The sequence below is a fragment of the Bacillus sp. MYb78 genome (genome assembly GCF_002975115.1).
Lineage (GTDB): Bacteria > Bacillota > Bacilli > Bacillales > Bacillaceae_G > Bacillus_A > Bacillus_A cereus.
Map to the genome: position 1 here is coordinate 142,104 of NZ_PCOB01000003.1, position 16,311 is coordinate 158,414.

A 16,311-nucleotide genomic window follows, 5' to 3' on the forward strand; every position below is an offset into this window, starting at 1 on the left:
GTATAAATAAAAATGGTAGAACCACCTATGCACCATACCTTTTTTATTTTTGTGGTTATGTTAATAACATAATAATAGAAAAATAAAAGGGAGGCGGTTGCTATCGAACTACAATTATTAAATATACCAAAAGCAAAAGAAAATCAGTTTGTAAAGAAGGGAATAGAATCAGTAGAGGATTTGATTCGATTTTTTCCACGTAAATATTATGACTTTAGGGAGATAACCTTAATACAAGATGCTATTCCTGATGAATATCAATCTATAAAAGGTATTGTGAAAGAAATAAAGACGAAGCCCAATGCAGTTATTTTAAAAGTGGAAGATAGTAAAGCATCTATTATTTATGTTACATTCTTTCATCAATCCTATATTGCTCAGAAGTTTACTATTAATGAGTCTTATATATTTTGTGGAAGAGTCTCAGTGACGTATGGATATAGAAAGTTTGTTTCTATGGCAAATCCTATCTTATATGGACCATCTTCAGAATTAAATCCTGGAATTCTACCTGTTTATTCAAAAATAAAAGGAATGAGTGATGATTATTTAAAAAGATGTATGAATAGTGCGTATTCGATTGTGCGTTCAGATGAATATCTTGAAAATAGTATCATTAAAAAATTTGATATGATTTATTTTCGTAAAGCACTTCAATATATTCATTTCCCGAAAACTACTGAGGAGATAAATGAAGGGAAAAGTCGATTTTTATTTGATGAATTATTCTTTTTTAACCTTAATTTATTGCAAAATGAAAATAATCAGATGAAGCAATCTCCATTTGAAATAGATAAATTCGAATTATCTAAACAACTAATGGGAGAATTGCCTTTTGAATTAACAGAGGGACAAAGAAATGCTTTAAGAATGATTTCAAAGAAAATGAAAAATAAAGAAAGAGTGAATGCCTTAATCCAAGGAGATGTAGGGTGTGGAAAAACAATGGTTGCTATCTTTTCTTTATTAATGGCAGTAGAAAATGGCTATCAAGGAGCCTTAATGTGTCCAACAAGTGTGTTGGCAAAACAACACTATGAAGAGATAACGGAACGATTTTCCTCTTTTGGTATTAAGGTAGCATATCTTTCGGGAGACATGAAGGTAAGAGAACGAAAGAAGGTTGTTAAAGCCATAAAAGAAGGAGAAGTAGATATAGTCGTAGGAACTCATGCGGTATTAAGCAAAGATGTAGAGTTTCAATCGTTAGCACTTACAATTGTAGATGAAGAACATCGTTTTGGTGTCAAACAAAGGGAGTTACTTCAATTGAAAGCAAGTAAAGGTGTTCATACCATATCAATGTCTGCGACTCCTATTCCTCGTAGTTTAGCTCTGACGATACATGGTGACTCGATAGATGTGATGAATATTAAATCATTACCGAAAGGAAGGAAGCCAGTAGAGACCACGTTGATAACCGTGGAAGAAGATTCTTATCGAAGGATTTATGAGGAAGTGAAGAGCGGAAGACAGGCATATGTCGTTTGTCCTTTAGTAGAAGAAAGTAATAGTGACATGCTAAAAGATGTGGAAAGTGTAGAAGAAGCATTTGCAAAAGCAAAAACATATTTTGAACCAAAAGGAATACGAGTAGGAATGGCTACAGGTAAAATGAAGCAACAAGATATAGATGCTGAATTAGAAAAATTCGCAAATAAAGAATATGATATTTTTATATCTACTACGATTATTGAAGTTGGTGTGAACGTGCCAAATGCAACAGTGATTCTTATTAAGAATGCAGAGCGTTTTGGGTTAGCTCAATTACACCAATTAAGAGGAAGGGTTGGACGTGGTAGCTATCAATCCTATTGCTTATTATTATCTGATAAAGCTACAGAGATGGGGCGAAGGAAATTAGAAACGATGTGTGAAACAACGGATGGATTTCTCATTGCCGAAAAAGATTTAGAATTGAGGGGAACAGGTGATTTTATCGGGACAAGCCAAAGTGGTCAAGATAAGTATGTCATGTTGATGTTAGGAAATACGGATTTAAATGAATCAATTAGAAATGAGGTTAAAGATATTCTAAAAAATCCTATACGTACTGCTTTTTACAAACATTTATTGAAGAAAGAAGAATGAGAGTTCTATATTACATACTTTTTTTGAATGAGTTACCGTTAAAACGGTAACTTTTTTATTTTGGACAATTTTTCGGTAACCTTTCATAGTTTCTATAACCTTTATTATACGAGTAAAAATACAATCTACTACCTTGTGGTAAAAATGCATAAAAATTCATTAACCAAAATAAAATTAAAAATATTTCATTGACTATAGTTGACGGTAGTTGTCGAATCATGCTAATATAACTAAGCACGACAGCAGTTGTAGATGGAAACATATTGAACGATGTTTATTATAGATTCTGCATTTGAGTGTATAAAAATTTTATAAAGTTGGAGGTTGATAGTTGTATGAATGAACAACATCTGCACAGGTCTCTATCATTGAGACAATTAATTATTTATGGAATGGTAAGTATGTCACCGCTTGCTCCATTCCAAGTTTACGGGATGGTGACAAATCAAAGTTTCGGAATGGCACCACTGGTGTACTTCATCGGAATGATTTTAATGTTCTTTACCGCATTAAGTTATGCACAGTTTAGTAAAGAGTTTTTACATGCAGGTTCAGTTTATACCTTTGTATCGAAAGGGGTAAATCCTCATGTAGGTTTTGTGGCAGGTTGGACATTGCTGGCCGACTATATTTTAGCTCCAGGTCTTGTTTATAGTTTTGCAGGTCTTTGGATGTCAGGTTTAGTTCCTGGTGTAAATCCAGTTGTTTGGAGTTTATTCTTTGTTCTTGTAAATACAATCATTAACGTAAAAGGAATTGAAGTAAACGCAAAAGTAAATAATATTCTATTTTACGTTCAATTAATTGGATTAGTTGTTTTCGTAGGGTTGGCAATTAAATATGTCTTTGTTGATGGTCATGGTACAGGTGGATTTTCGTTAGCACCACTATTCCAACCAGAACATATTGATTGGAAATTCTTCGCCACAGTTATTTCTATTACAGTAATGGGCTTCATGGGATTTGACTGTGTAAGTACATTATCTGAGGAATCACAGAATCCTAAAAAGCATATTCCTTTAGCTACAGTTGGCTCACTAATTTGCACAGGTTTACTATTCTTAGTATTAACATATGTTGCAACATTAGCTCATCCAAATCATGCAGATTTAAATGAAGAAATGGCATTATTCGATATTGCTAAAGAAATTGGTGGGAATGGATTCTTCCAATTTATGATTATTGTGAATGTTTTATCAGCGGGAGTAGCAACTACATTAAACATTCAATCTGCTGTATCACGTATCATGTATGCAATGGGACGAGACAATATTTTACCGTTCTCTGGCTTCTTTGCTAAATTACATTCGAAACATGATACTCCAGTTAACTCAATTATTACTGCGGGTGTAATTTCTACAATTATTATCTTAGTAGGTTCTATTCCAACAGTTTTGATGTTCATTAACTTTGGAGCAGTAACATCATTTACTGTTTTAAACATGGCAGTTATTTATTACTTCTTCTTTAAAAAGAAACAGAGAGGTATTAAAGGTTTCTTATTACATGTAATGGCTCCTATGGTAGGTATCTTAGTATGTGGTTACGTATGGACAGGATTTGACATGCTTGCTTATGGTGCAGGTTTCTCATGGGTATTCGTGGGGATTGTAATTGGTGCGATTAAATCAAAAGGTTATAAAATCGTCCCTAAAATCGAGAATATGTAATAAACAAAATAATAAATACATAGAACACATAGATGATTTATCTTTGTGTTCTATTTTTTAGAAAACAGATAAATAAAATACATAAATAAAAAGAGAGAAGGTAGATAGATATGAAATTAGAAAATAAAGTAGCAATTGTAACAGGTGGAGCCCGAGGAATTGGAGGAGCTATTGTTCGTAAATTCATAGATGAAGGTGCGAAAGTAGTCATTGCAGATGTGTTAGAAAAAGAGGGGAATGCATTAGCAGTAGAGCTAAGAAGACAAGGACATGAGGTGTTCTTTGTTTATACGGATGTTTCAAATGCAGATGCGGTAAAACGTGTCGTAGACTATACATTTGATAAATTTGGACGAATTGACATCTTATCAAATAACGCAGGTGTAAATATTCCTGGCTCTGTCATTGAACTTTCTGAAGAGAATTGGGAAAAAACAATGAATGTGAATGTAAAATCATACTTTTTAATGGCGAAGTACGTGCTTCCTTATATGCAGAAAGCAGGTGGTGGTGCGGTTGTAAATATGGCTTCAGCGAATAGTGAATTTGCAGAGCAACGACTATCTGCATATGTCACTTCAAAGGGTGCTATTAAGATGTTAACGAAACAAATGGCAATTGATTTTGCTAAAGATAACATTCGTGTGAATGGTGTTTGTCCAGGATGGGTAGATACAACTTTCAATGATGCACATGCAGAATTATTTGGAGGGCGTGAAGAAGTACTAAAAGAATTACCTGCAATTCAGAAGCTTGGACGTGCAATTCAACCAAAAGAGATTGCGAACATTGTTGCTTTCTTAGCATCTGATGAGTCTTCTTGTATGGTCGGTAGTACAGTAATGGCTGATGGCGGTATTACAGCAGGAGCATAAGAGAAAAGCAGACCTTTTAGGGTCTGCTTTTTTATTTGTATGTTAGGAAGATAACATACAATCACCAAGTTTTTATGTTGCTCGCCAACCATCTAACCTCAAGATGTATATAACAGATTTGTATGTTGTCTGCCAACGACACTGGCACCCGAAGTCCAGAAAGACGGGATGAGGTGTCTATTCTCCCTTATCGAGTTATTATGTTGCTTGGTCAACAGGAATCACTATCTATTATATTGAAGTTGAAATAAAAAATTCATTTTATAAGACTATATAAAATAAAAAAATATAATATTTTTATTGACTATAGTATATAATTAATTTATAATTTAAATATAGTTAATGAGGTGCTTGCAAGACTACATTTGACAGCTTACCAAAAGGACTAACGTCTTGCACCTTCTTCCTTGTTAGAATGTAAAACACACTTATGATGAGTTTACATAAAAAATAGTGGTTGGAACTATATCGGTGGATAGATTCCCGTCAATTCTATAGTAAAAGGTGTTAACCTTGTTGCTATGGAGTTGATGTTGATGATTGGGTCGGAGGTCGTCAAGGTTATAACTAAATGATTCTATTTTTTGTAAGTAGAGTTATCTCGATTTTTATCGAAAATACGGTTGGAACATGAAGATAAATGGATGGTTCCTATTAATTTCGCCACATGTTTACGGAACAGGTGAAGAGTTAATAAGGGTAGTTGATTAGGTTGGAGACTACTCAAGTTATAACTTACTTTTTTTAAAGAAAAGAACTGTGGAAGCTCTTCTTTTCTTAATACCAGAAGAGGAATTGTGAAAGCTACTCTTTTTCTGCTTATATTTTGAGGTGCTGATAAGACTACATACAAATACGACAAATTTTAAAAAATAAACTTGGATTGTTTATGCGTACACTCATACGAAAAAACATTCACACCTGTCTTATTACTTCTCCCTCAAAGCTCATTTCTTATACTTTCTACATTTCGTAGAAAAAATCATAACGAGGTGCTTGCAAGACTACATTAATTTGATTAAAGATATTAAAATCTAAAATGAATTTTGTGTTTTGTATGTGAATAAAAATAACGTGCAAGTATCTACTCTTTTAAAAGATTAGATACTTTACAGCCTCCACTGTCTTGCACCTTCTTCTTCGTTATGTTTTATATAAACATGTTACATGTTTTAGAAGAATGAGCCATGAGAGGATAATACATCTTCTTGTGGCTCATTCTTTTAGTTTTAAATTTAAAAAACCATATATTCAAAAGGGGCGTGTTAAGATGAATACAATTGATAAAGTAAAAGCTATGAATCCTGATATGATGTTAACAAAAGAAGGAGCATTGGCATATAAGAATAGTTTTAAAGAACGATTGGTCGAATTATTTACCTTAGGATTATTAAATGGAACTTTTTATACAAAGCAAGAAGATGTATTAAAAAATGCAGGGGAGTTATTCCAACGAGCTTTAAAAGAAGAACCAGAGTTTGCAACGAAATGTGCGATTTATGGAGCTGTTGAAGGGAAGTTAAAACTGGTCCCAACAATTTGGATGGTTTATATTTCTACATTAGAAGATAAGTCCTTGTTTAAAAAATCATTCCCACTAATAATTCGCAATTTCAATATGCTCTATAACTTTGTTGAGATTTCACGAAAAGGCGGTATTCGAAAAGGATTAGGACGCTCTGTAAAAAGAGAAGTAAACAATCGTTTTATTCAACTTATTAATGAATATCAAGCCACTCGTTATAAAAATAAAATTAGTGATATTGCTAAAGTTACGAGACCTTTAGCAAAAGATGAAGATTTTCAAAAGCTGATGAGATATGTTTCAAAAGGAGAATTGACATTCCCACGAGCTACAGCATTAAAGATTGTTATTAGTGGATTGGAAACAGGACAGTATTCATTATATATGGATAGTTTAGTCCGAGAGCATTCTATTCAGTTAGAAGAAGTGAAGCATTCTGTTTCTACGTTATTACCAGAAGATAAGCAACGTTTATATGCAACCGTTTATGAGCGTTTAAATTACAATGCACTTATTTTAAACTTAGTTGCTTTAGAACGTGTATTTGCAACAGAGGTTAGTAAAGAAGAGGTCTATAATCCAAGTATTGGTCAGTTCTTTAAACAAGACGTTGTAATTGAAACGAACATTCCATCAGAAATTGTTGATATGGTCTCTGCGAAAATTGCAGATAAAGAAGCATATAAACGTTCTCACATGTTGCCATTTGCGTTAATTCAGGCGAATAAGAAAGTTGTGACTCCTGAGTTCCAAAAAGCCTTAGGGAAGTTACTTCGTGATGTAGCACAAGAAGCGTTTTCTATTAATGAGAACAAAAGCTTGAAAGTGGGCGTAGATACTTCTGGCTCTATGACTTCTGGTGTGCTTGGAGGGTTATCTCCTATGGAAATCGCTACACTATTTGGAGCCATGGTTAAAAAATCTCATAATAATACAGAGGTCGTTGCAGTGGCTACAACGTCACAAAAAGTAGAACTACGTAGTCAAGATAACGTTTTTGAAATGGCGGATAAAATTGAATCTACGATGGTGGGATACGGGACTAATTTCAGTCAGTTGCTTAATGCGTATAAAAACGAAGATTTTGTCATTCTTTTTACGGATAATGAATCTGCTGATAATTTAGAACGTGCATGGTTGAAGATTAACCAAAAAACGGGAGCAAAGCTAATCATTTGGCAATTAGCCGAATCAGGTCATAAAGTATCTAAAGATAGCTCAGTCATTTATGTAAGAGGGTATTCTGATAGATTATTGGATTTAGTAAGAACGATTATTGAATCAGATGGAGACCAAATGAAAGAAATTGAAAGTATTGAATTGTAAGATGAGGGGTAAAACCCTCATCTTTTTTTATTATCGAATAGTTCCTCACGCTTTTTTCTACAATACAACAATCATGTATAAAAGGAGATGATTGTATGTATAAAGTATTAGAAGTAGAAGAGACAGAACAAATGAAGATTGAAATATTAGAAGTGCCCCAATTAAAAGGAGCGAGAGATGTTGATAATGCAATGAAGTTATATTTTGCAAAAGAAGCTCACGTTACTTTTAAACAAATTCGAATTACATTAAAGAATGGCTCTGTAAAAACAGAAGCAGGGGCACTATACATGTTAAAAGGGAATATCGAGTGTGAAGTGAAAAATGGTGGTGTAACAGGACTATTAAAAAATGTTATGAAAGGTACTGTAACAAGTGAATCAGCGGTTAAACCTGTATATAGAGGTGTAGGAGAAATTTATTTAGAACCAACTTTGAAGCATTATGCAATCATGCAACTTAATAATGAAGAAGTTATTGTTGATAAAGGGATGTTCTGTTGTAGTACCGCAAACATAGCTGTAGAGCCTACTTCTCAAAAAAATATAAGTTCTGCTGTTTTTGGGGGCGAAGGATTTTTTCAAACTTCATTGAAGGGAACAGGTTTAGTTGTTTTAGCATTACCTGTACCAAGAAGTGAAATTATCGAATACTACTTAGATAACGAAAAAGCACAAATAGATGGTAATTTTGCAATCTTACGTTCTGGAGATATTCGATTCAGTGTAGAGAAGTCAGCGAAGAGCTTAACAGGAACGATGCTAAGTGGTGAAGGGGTATTACAAACTTTCTCAGGTTCTGGCGTACTATGGGTTGCTCCAACTGCACCATTCTATGATTCTTTAAGTCCTGGAGAATTGTTAACTACAAGAAATGATAGGAATAGGAACAACAAACAATAAACACACGAAGAAGACGCATGAGTTTTTTCTCTATGCGTCTTTTTTATGTAACGAGATGCTTTTTATTAACTTTCTTTTTTAATACGCCACCCAACTCCATAGTAATCTCCACTTGTTGACCAATCCTTTAATAATGCTTTAAGCCTCACTTTAATATAGGCAACCCATAAACGTCCTTGATAAGTAGTGCTATAAACAACATTCTCTTTCATTGGGAAAATTGCTAATATCTCAATTCTCCATTTACCTGTAGTGTTTAATTCCTTAGGCATATCTTTGAAAAATCGGTTTATCACGTTTCTTACTCCTTTTATATAGATTTTATGTTTTATATGAAATCTTCAAGCAACAATGTATTCTTTCTTAAAGTATTCCTTTGTGAAATTTAAATCAAGAGGTTCAGTAGGTATTTGATATAAAAATAAATTTTCTCTTGCACGTTTCCATGGCTCATCGTTAGTTATAATTTCTTCTAATACTTTAGACGTATATAATTTAAATAGATTCCATATATCATCCAGAAATTCCCGTGTCTCTTGATTAAACGAAAAGTCATCATTACATTCTTCAGGAATTGTATGATAAGTGTACTTTCTGTATTTTTCATGAACTGATTTTATAAGTGGACCATGTTCAAACATATAAATCTCTTCAAGAAAAATCGGTTTATTTTCAATAGCTAAATGAAACCCTTGAGAAAAATAGAGTAATTTATGTAGTTTCGTGTTTGTTACCCTATATTTTTCGCTATTTTTACCCTTAAAAATAAAGTATTTAGCGATTTCTAAAACATCTGTGCAAAAACCATCCATGTAAAAAAGCACCTCCTAATCTAATTGTTATGAAGCTTCTCTTATATATTCATCTACTCTTTGAATGACTGATTGCAATCATCACATTGATAGGCAACTAATGTTGTTTTATCCCCGAATCCATTTGGGCCTTGTTTGTATCCACCATGACCTAAACATTTTGTATTTGAACTGCCACAATGAGGACAAATGTGTTTTTCTCCAACTTTCATAGAAAATCTCTCCTTTATTCAACTATACATTCATGGTGTATAGCTTGTATTTTTGATTTTAAAGATTGTATTGTCCTAACAGACTCCTTCGTAAATATGGTCTTTGTCATATCGACTACATTCATTTCTATAACTCCGTAGTAACTATCTAACTCTCCAAAATTCAATTGTGTTTTAGGTTTTAATTTCTTATATGTGGCTTTAAACATAGATTCCATCAAATTCCAAAATGAAACACTTTCAACATCCTTTTCTTCTATGGATTTTGATTGTTGTGTTTTTATAAAAAACAATTCTTTTTCTATTAATGCTTTTGACATCTTTATTTCTTCATCTGAAAGAAATAAAGTTGTGTTTGGTTCAGAATGTATGTTTGATATCCTATTCGATTTACTTTTATTAGAAATAATTAATTTCAATAGGGACAGCTCCTTTATTAGGTATGCTACCGTTTAATTATATCAAATCAAAAGGAGGAAATAAATCTTTTCCGTAAATAATTTTTTACTTACGTAAATACTAATTATTGACTATAGTTGATGGTTGTTGTACTATTTGTTTACAACGAAAGTGATAGAGAAGGGTGAATGTATATATGGATTTTGTTAATGAGTCTCATCAGTTGCAATACAATCATTTTATTTCCTATATAAAATCGAAAAAAGAACGTGCAATCATCTACTTACTAACATCAATAGAGTGTTCAAATGAAATGGTTAGTCAGTTGTATTCTTTTGACGGTTCTTATATGAAGTACAATCAAAAACTTTTTGAAGCTTTAAATAATGAGTTCAACGAAAAGAAAAGAATGATAATTGCTGTTGCATTTAATCTATTTAATGGGGCAGATGTTACAGATGAATTGAATCTATCAAGATATGATTACGGGATAGATATATATAGTGTTTTGTGTGTATTAGGAAAAGAAATGAAAGTGGTTCGTGAATCATTAGCGATATTAGAAGATGAATAGAGAAAAGAGTGATAGAAGTGCATGTAAAGTATTTTCAAGCAATAGCAGATATTCAAAATCACTATGATGATATATTACGTCAATTTGAGAAACCTAAATTTGGTCATTCTTTATTAGAATCGTGGGGGATTAAATTGTCGGAAAAAGAGGCCATTATGGAAGAACGAGATGTTCTTAAATATTTAATAGGTTGTCGATTGGGGGTTGTTCGGAATAAAAGTGTACAAAAACCTGCTATTGAAGTCGTTCAACGATGCTTTAAAAGGTATCTGGTATTCTTAGAAATGGTTTTTAAATGCAATGCTCATAATGTAAACAAACATCCGTACAAATCAATTCAGAAGCAATATAAGGCTTGCCGACATTACTTATTTAAATTTTCTTTACCTGCATGGTATGAAAAATTACCAAATGAAATTCTAACATTGCAGGAAAAGTATAAAAATATCTAATGAAACATACATGATGTGATTGAAATATAAAATATATATGCTATAATTTTCATTGACTATAGTAAATGAGTGATGAAAGGAGGATGTTGAGTGCAATACATTCCTAACTTTTTTCCATTAAACATGTTCCAACGAAATCGAATCCATAATTTAATTCACGAAAGAAGAAATGAAGTATTTGACATACAAAAAATAACAGAATTAGTTATTGAAAACGTTCGACATGGATACACAAGAATAAGTGATATTTATGGAAAAGTAGACTTAACACAAGTGATATTGAATTCGGCTGAAATGAATACTTATTTCGAATGTCCACTTATAAAAGGGAATCATGCATGGATTAGCATGAGTGAAACAGGTCATTGTAGATATTTTACGAGAAGTAAAGCTGATGTTACAAATTCCCTGGATTTAATTGATTTATTAAGTGTGTATTATAACGAAAAAATAGGAAAGACGATTCGAATTGCAAATCATAAATTCGGTTTAATTTGGGAAGATAGATGGCTACATGTTCAATCGAAAAGATACGAAGAGAATATTGATTCTTTAGAATGTATATTGCCTAAACGATATCCTTGTTTACATAAACTTGTTGGCGATAGATGGGAGCTTTTGAAAGCGATGAATAGAATTGGGCTAAATACACTGGTTAGTAAACATTTAAGCTATCAAAATCAGGCTATATTTTTCGTATCAACAAAATATCTCAAATATAATTATTTCCCTAACTACTCAGTTTCTGTCATTAATCAATGCATGAATATGTTTGCAGTATTAGGATTTGTTCGAAAAATGAAAGACGATGAAATTCCATTAGAATTTTTAAATCAAGCAAAAGAAGAAATGAAAAAGAATAAAGAAAAGCGAAACATTGTTTCTTTTTATTTAGTAGAAAATGTAGAAGATACAATGGAAATTGCAGAAGAAAGAGCAAAAATATTAATAAAACATAATATTAAATATCATACATTAACAAAAGACAAGGTATCCCATATTTTTGGGGATGAATTTTCAAAAAATATTTATGTGCAAGAAACTTCAGGTGGGTCAAAAAAGCTTAAACATGAACGAGGAATGTTAGAGGATTATTTTCATCACTGTTATAAAGAGTATGGTTATGTTGCAAAGGAAAACTTAATTACACTTACAACGATGAAAGAGAAAACCATAGATAAGATATGGAAAGAGCTTGTATCAGGAACAAATGGTGTGGTATTTAGGCTTAATCCTGAATTAAGAGAATTACTAAATTTGAAGTCGAGAAGTTCTATTGTAATAGATGAAAATAGGGTCAACGAAGTCCTTACAGCGTAAGGTTTTTTAAGGTCATCATTTTGACTATAGTTAATAAAATGGTGTATAGGGAGGGCTTAAACATGAAGTTTGGTCAAATGAGTATACGGAAGGTCTCTGGTAAAGCAGATTATGTACAATTGGATATCTGTGGGTTAACCGTGGAAGAAGCACTTGATAAATACAAAATATATGCACCATTACCTGTTATCTTACATGGGGATTGGACAAAAAAGGGACAGAGTGAAAACAACGTTCTGTCTCGATACAAAGAATATATACAAATCATTATTGCTCTTCAACAAGTGACAGTTGTTTATGGAATTACCATTCATCCTCCGTCCAAAAAGAAAATGGGATGGCATATTTTTAAAAGTTTATGCACAAGAGTAGAAGAGGAAACAAATTGTCCTGTGTTCGTGGAAAATCGAAGCAATTCACGATTACATGTATCTCTTCCAGAAGAAGTGATAGAGATTAGTCATGAAGTAAAAATGACAATTGATATTCCACAATTATTTATTGCTTGTGGATACGACAAGTCGTGTTTTGTAGAAACATTAAAGAATATGAATTGGAAAAATATCAAGGAGCTACACCTTGCTAATTTAAAAAAGACAGAAAAGAACACATTGGTCGCTCGAAAGTTAAATGATGGACTGCTTAATTATGAAGAGATACTAAGTTATCTTCCTAACGATGCGTTTGTTACGTTTGAAATACTTGGTGGTGTTCCAACTTTTGAGACCCAAAGAGATGTGTTTCTAAACATGAAGAAAGTGGTGATTGTATGAATCGGAAGCTCAAATTAGTAACGATGTGTGCAATGGTATTAAGTAGTTCATTGGTTATGTCAGGTTGTACGTATTACAAAATTCCATTTAAATCATTCGTGAAAGAAGTAAAACCAGAAGAACAGGAAAAGAAAATACCTACTATTATGGGGATTAAAATAGAAGAAGTACAGGATGAAGCAAATCTTTTAGAAACCATGCAGAATCAAATCAATACAATTGAGTCTGTTATAAAAGACAGGGACTCCTATTTAAAAACAATGTCAAATGGGAAAAGCATGTATAAATTATTAGATTCTGTTTTCGCCAGTAGCTATAAAAATAAAGATGATGCATTCTTTGAAACATTAGCAGATGTGTATAAAAAAGAACATAGAAAAGTAGATTCTGTGACACTAACTTCTTTTGGTAAACAGATTGTTAATAACAATGAAAAATATAAAGCCGTAGTGGATATTAATTCTGTAGATGATGACAAAACATTTGATATTCAAACTATCGAGTTAACTTTAGATGATAAATTAAAAATTGAGAATGCATCCAGAATTGGTAACATTCATGAGTCTGAACATACAGAATCACCATTAACAGCGAAAAGTACTTTAGAAGCAAATGTTCATCAGGAGTTTTTATTAGAGTTAAATACATTTTTGCATAGCCTGAATGGAAAAGGACTACATCAACAAGTTATAAATGAAGAAGTAAAGGGGAATAGTCCTGAATTTATTGAACTTGCTAAAAAAATGGGATTGGCTGAAAAAAGTGCTACTACACTATATGAACTATCAAAGCTTACAAAACAAGAAATGAAAAAGAAGAAGATAACAAGTTATGTTCATGATGATAAAGATGTTCGAGCTGTTACAGTATATACCTTGTCTGTTCCAACAGAAAAAGGAATTCATCATTTCAAGATAGAGTTTAAAAGGGGCATAAATAAAATTATTAGTCTCAAAGAAAGTAATCCATCATAAAACCATTTCAATAAATATACTCCTTCTCAACTATCTACAATACATAAAGAAAATAAAAAGAAAGAAAGGAGTTGGATACAATGAATACAACACAAAATACGCAAAAAGAAAGAATTAAAGAAGAACTTATACGTTTTTGTAAAGAAGGGGTGTATACAGATGGTTTTAATGAGGAATTTCAAGAAGAGCTAATTAAAAATGCCGATAAAATTGCTGATATTTTAGTTTCGGATGAATGCCAAGTAGATATGGATAATTTGAAAGATGAAATTGAAGATGCGATTCGAGTATATGTATTACTTCGATAAACAGTATTTGGAGGGAGTTGGATATGTTGGTTTCAAAAATGTCAAAACCAATTTTAGTTACTTGCTTAGTGGCAAGTATGTTAGTCGGTTGTGGGACGAAAACAACTGAGAAATTAAATGACAAAGAACAAGCTTCATTTGTTAATGATGTAAATAAGATGGTTTCAAATCGAGGTAGTGGTCAGGAAGTAGAGTCTACTTTTAAGAATAAAATTATGAAGTTAGATAAGAAACACGCTTCAGACGTACTAAATGCATATATGTTCTCTGTACAGCAAGACAGTGGTGAATTAAAAGTAAAAATGGGACCATTGCAATCTGATTTACTAAAAGTGATGAAAGATAAAAAAGTAGACGTCACAAAACATGAATCTATTGATAAATTAGACGAGGGATTAGTGAAGGGATTATTGGCAGAAGCAGAAAAGCTACATTTAAAAGTGAAGCAAGATAAAGGCTCTGAAACGTTTTACTTAGCTGTAGATTATCAATATGTTCTTGATAATTATGGGAAATATATGGATGATGATTTAAAAACATTCCTTCAATTTAACAAAAAGCAAAGTGAGCACGAAATTTTTGATTCGAAAAATGAAGAGTTTGATTTAAAAGAGATTGCAAGTCAAATTAAAGAGATTGAGAAAAATGAATCAAAATGGAAAGATGGAAACTATAAAGAATCTTGGGCGAACAGTGGAAGATACTTATATAGTATTTTATTAGGTGTTGACCATACGTTCTTTGTTGAAGATGGAAAGATGAAACCTAATATTAAAAAAGAATTCGAGTCTATTATTAAAGAAAATAAAGGTACACAAGTAGCTAAAATGTTAAAAGACTATTTATCTATCATTGAGAAACAAAATGGTCAAATAAACGAACAGGTAAAAAACGAAGCCAAGGATTTATCTATAAAACCATTTTCTACGTATATTGATATTGAATTTGGAACAGAAGAGACATCACAACAAATGGAAACTCCACAAGAGAATAAGCAATGATAAAAGAGAGATGAATCTCTCTTTTTTTATTTTCGTAAAATATTATTGACTATAGTTGATATAAATAATATAATCCTTTTAGAGTTAATAAATGAACGGGGGTAATTAGTATGAAAGATGATGAGCTCTATATCATTCAATTAACAAATGAAAAATATGCAAGATTTTCTTCTCGACCTCATTTTGTAGAGGATGTATTTGGAGAAGAGCATAAATCAAATGCAACTCCATTTAACAAAGTGGAAGCAGGAAAGATTGTAGAAGAAATGAATCATCCTACGTTTGTAAAACATGTAGGTATTTGTATAGAAGCAAAAGGGATTGTCCCTTTACATAATTAAATCATGAGGTGAACGAGTATGAACCGAATATTAACGACAGGTGAATGTGTAAATTTGGCAGACATTATTGCATATGCAAAGCCAAATCAGGTATTTAAGGCTCATTATGCAGAAGAGAATTGGTATATAAAAAAAATTCCATTAATACAGGATGAGAATCATCTTGAGTATGAAAGTTACTGCCTTTTTAATTATTGTGATGAAGATGGCTTTTCAGATTCACAACGAGTGTGCTTAAGTCATAGTGATATATCTGCAAAATATGAAGTTTTAGGATATAAAAAGAGTGAAAGACAATTGAAGTGCATTAAATCTGTAGTTGTTGATGAAACAGCAGGAGAGGATTTTAAACAAGGAAAAATTTATCCGTTATTAAAAAATGGTGCATATATTGAATCTATGAGTGAATTTCAAAAGAAGCATGGATTATCAGACTCAAGAGGAGAAAGAGATGATTGGTTTCAAGAGCATTTTGAAGTTGTAGTGATGGGAGATGGACGAGAATGAAAGGGATTGTGTTAAATCAATTTTACGATAGATTAGAGAAGCGAAGTGGGCTTTCAAGAGCAACAGTAGTTGTTTTACCTGCAAATGAAGCGAAGGTAAAAATGGTTACGTTAGATGGAGGCTTTAAAACCGAAACAATTGAATGGATGAAACTTCTACTGGAATCAAAAACAGGGTTGTCGAATACTCAGCTTAGTACATATACAGAAGAAGCATTAGATTCTTTATGGAATAAAACGATGAAGTAAA

At 32.2% G+C, this 16,311-nt stretch carries 19 protein-coding genes; 15 read left to right on the top strand and 4 right to left on the bottom strand.

Going from position 1 to position 16,311, the window contains the following annotated elements:
• Positions 1-123 precede the first annotated feature (123 nt).
• From CQ064_RS07930 to CQ064_RS07950, 5 genes are all read left to right on the top strand, one after another.
• Positions 124-2,091 (top strand): ATP-dependent DNA helicase RecG, encoded by a 1,968-nt coding sequence (locus CQ064_RS07930; protein ID WP_258166659.1) that lies wholly within the window; start codon positions 124-126, stop codon positions 2,089-2,091.
• Between the two features lie 335 nt (positions 2,092-2,426).
• Positions 2,427-3,761 carry an APC family permease gene (locus tag CQ064_RS07935; RefSeq protein WP_001005247.1) on the top strand — a complete coding sequence of 445 codons (1,335 nt, stop codon included), beginning with the start codon at positions 2,427-2,429 and terminating at the stop codon, positions 3,759-3,761.
• A 110-nt stretch (positions 3,762-3,871) separates the two neighbouring features.
• Positions 3,872-4,636 (top strand): SDR family NAD(P)-dependent oxidoreductase, encoded by a 765-nt coding sequence (locus CQ064_RS07940; protein ID WP_000764315.1) that lies wholly within the window; start codon positions 3,872-3,874, stop codon positions 4,634-4,636.
• A 1,270-nt stretch (positions 4,637-5,906) separates the two neighbouring features.
• Positions 5,907-7,487, top strand: coding sequence for a TROVE domain-containing protein (locus tag CQ064_RS07945; protein ID WP_001091977.1), 1,581 nt, complete (start codon positions 5,907-5,909; stop codon positions 7,485-7,487).
• 95 nt (positions 7,488-7,582) lie between these two features.
• Positions 7,583-8,389, top strand: coding sequence for an AIM24 family protein (locus CQ064_RS07950; RefSeq protein WP_000278850.1), 807 nt, complete (start codon positions 7,583-7,585; stop codon positions 8,387-8,389).
• Positions 8,390-8,454: 65 nt separating this feature from the next.
• Here CQ064_RS07950 and CQ064_RS07955 read toward each other — a convergent pair whose 3' ends face one another.
• Genes CQ064_RS07955 through CQ064_RS07965 form a run of 4 tightly spaced genes read right to left on the bottom strand, consistent with a single transcriptional unit; the run spans position 8,455 to position 9,832 of the window.
• Entirely contained in the window at positions 8,455-8,685 is a 231-nt protein-coding gene (locus CQ064_RS07955; protein ID WP_000610361.1) for a hypothetical protein, read from the bottom strand.
• Between the two features lie 45 nt (positions 8,686-8,730).
• The gene (locus CQ064_RS07960; protein WP_000348586.1) at positions 8,731-9,201 is read right to left on the bottom strand and encodes a Panacea domain-containing protein; all 471 of its coding nucleotides are present in this window, start codon (positions 9,199-9,201) and stop codon (positions 8,731-8,733) included.
• Positions 9,202-9,254: 53 nt separating this feature from the next.
• Positions 9,255-9,413: a hypothetical protein gene (locus tag CQ064_RS33425; protein WP_000862564.1), complete on the bottom strand. Its 159-nt coding sequence runs from the start codon at positions 9,411-9,413 to the stop codon at positions 9,255-9,257.
• A 14-nt stretch (positions 9,414-9,427) separates the two neighbouring features.
• Entirely contained in the window at positions 9,428-9,832 is a 405-nt protein-coding gene (locus tag CQ064_RS07965; RefSeq protein WP_000766869.1) for a hypothetical protein, read from the bottom strand.
• Between the two features lie 176 nt (positions 9,833-10,008).
• Here CQ064_RS07965 and CQ064_RS07970 point away from each other — a divergent pair, with 176 nt between their 5' ends.
• The 10 genes from CQ064_RS07970 to CQ064_RS08015 all read left to right on the top strand — a co-directional run bounded on the left by CQ064_RS07970 (position 10,009) and on the right by CQ064_RS08015 (position 16,310).
• Positions 10,009-10,386 carry a DUF6075 family protein gene (locus CQ064_RS07970; protein WP_000348283.1) on the top strand — a complete coding sequence of 126 codons (378 nt, stop codon included), beginning with the start codon at positions 10,009-10,011 and terminating at the stop codon, positions 10,384-10,386.
• Between the two features lie 17 nt (positions 10,387-10,403).
• Positions 10,404-10,838, top strand: a complete 435-nt coding sequence (locus CQ064_RS07975) for a hypothetical protein (protein WP_000558208.1) — start codon at positions 10,404-10,406, stop codon at positions 10,836-10,838.
• Positions 10,839-10,928: 90 nt separating this feature from the next.
• Entirely contained in the window at positions 10,929-12,158 is a 1,230-nt protein-coding gene (locus tag CQ064_RS07980; RefSeq protein WP_001199405.1) for a hypothetical protein, read from the top strand.
• Positions 12,159-12,220: 62 nt separating this feature from the next.
• Positions 12,221-12,931 carry a hypothetical protein gene (locus tag CQ064_RS07985; protein WP_000668390.1) on the top strand — a complete coding sequence of 237 codons (711 nt, stop codon included), beginning with the start codon at positions 12,221-12,223 and terminating at the stop codon, positions 12,929-12,931.
• Entirely contained in the window at positions 12,928-13,905 is a 978-nt protein-coding gene (locus CQ064_RS07990) for a hypothetical protein (protein ID WP_001080415.1), read from the top strand. Before CQ064_RS07985 ends, CQ064_RS07990 begins: the two co-directional genes overlap by 4 nt.
• Positions 13,906-13,985: 80 nt before the next feature.
• The gene (locus tag CQ064_RS07995) at positions 13,986-14,213 is read left to right on the top strand and encodes a hypothetical protein (protein WP_001098599.1); all 228 of its coding nucleotides are present in this window, start codon (positions 13,986-13,988) and stop codon (positions 14,211-14,213) included.
• Between the two features lie 23 nt (positions 14,214-14,236).
• Positions 14,237-15,214 (top strand): hypothetical protein, encoded by a 978-nt coding sequence (locus CQ064_RS08000; RefSeq protein ID WP_000961332.1) that lies wholly within the window; start codon positions 14,237-14,239, stop codon positions 15,212-15,214.
• Positions 15,215-15,324: 110 nt separating this feature from the next.
• Positions 15,325-15,555, top strand: coding sequence for a hypothetical protein (locus CQ064_RS08005; RefSeq protein ID WP_000650712.1), 231 nt, complete (start codon positions 15,325-15,327; stop codon positions 15,553-15,555).
• 18 nt (positions 15,556-15,573) lie between these two features.
• On the top strand, positions 15,574-16,062 hold the full coding sequence (locus CQ064_RS08010; RefSeq protein ID WP_001079918.1) for a hypothetical protein: 489 nt from the start codon (positions 15,574-15,576) through the stop codon (positions 16,060-16,062).
• A complete protein-coding gene (locus CQ064_RS08015) occupies positions 16,059-16,310 on the top strand; it encodes a hypothetical protein (protein ID WP_000676433.1) in 252 nt (83 codons plus the stop codon). The genes CQ064_RS08010 and CQ064_RS08015 overlap by 4 nt, the downstream gene beginning before the upstream one ends.
• Position 16,311 lies beyond the last annotated feature (1 nt).

What these genes read in the sequence shown, in the direction of transcription:
- CQ064_RS08000 (WP_000961332.1), top strand. Translation starts at nt 14,237, where the DNA reads ATGTTGGTTTCAAAAATGTCAAAACCAATTTTAGTTACTTGCTTAGTG.
- CQ064_RS07950 (WP_000278850.1), top strand. Translation starts at nt 7,583, where the DNA reads ATGTATAAAGTATTAGAAGTAGAAGAGACAGAACAAATGAAGATTGAA.
- CQ064_RS07960 (WP_000348586.1), bottom strand. Translation starts at nt 9,201, where the DNA reads ATGGATGGTTTTTGCACAGATGTTTTAGAAATCGCTAAATACTTTATT.
- CQ064_RS07970 (WP_000348283.1), top strand. Translation starts at nt 10,009, where the DNA reads ATGGATTTTGTTAATGAGTCTCATCAGTTGCAATACAATCATTTTATT.
- CQ064_RS07995 (WP_001098599.1), top strand. Translation starts at nt 13,986, where the DNA reads ATGAATACAACACAAAATACGCAAAAAGAAAGAATTAAAGAAGAACTT.
- CQ064_RS07940 (WP_000764315.1), top strand. Translation starts at nt 3,872, where the DNA reads ATGAAATTAGAAAATAAAGTAGCAATTGTAACAGGTGGAGCCCGAGGA.
- CQ064_RS33425 (WP_000862564.1), bottom strand. Translation starts at nt 9,413, where the DNA reads ATGAAAGTTGGAGAAAAACACATTTGTCCTCATTGTGGCAGTTCAAAT.
- CQ064_RS07945 (WP_001091977.1), top strand. Translation starts at nt 5,907, where the DNA reads ATGAATACAATTGATAAAGTAAAAGCTATGAATCCTGATATGATGTTA.
- CQ064_RS07985 (WP_000668390.1), top strand. Translation starts at nt 12,221, where the DNA reads ATGAAGTTTGGTCAAATGAGTATACGGAAGGTCTCTGGTAAAGCAGAT.
- CQ064_RS08005 (WP_000650712.1), top strand. Translation starts at nt 15,325, where the DNA reads ATGAAAGATGATGAGCTCTATATCATTCAATTAACAAATGAAAAATAT.
- CQ064_RS07990 (WP_001080415.1), top strand. Translation starts at nt 12,928, where the DNA reads ATGAATCGGAAGCTCAAATTAGTAACGATGTGTGCAATGGTATTAAGT.
- CQ064_RS07935 (WP_001005247.1), top strand. Translation starts at nt 2,427, where the DNA reads ATGAATGAACAACATCTGCACAGGTCTCTATCATTGAGACAATTAATT.
- CQ064_RS08010 (WP_001079918.1), top strand. Translation starts at nt 15,574, where the DNA reads ATGAACCGAATATTAACGACAGGTGAATGTGTAAATTTGGCAGACATT.
- CQ064_RS08015 (WP_000676433.1), top strand. Translation starts at nt 16,059, where the DNA reads ATGAAAGGGATTGTGTTAAATCAATTTTACGATAGATTAGAGAAGCGA.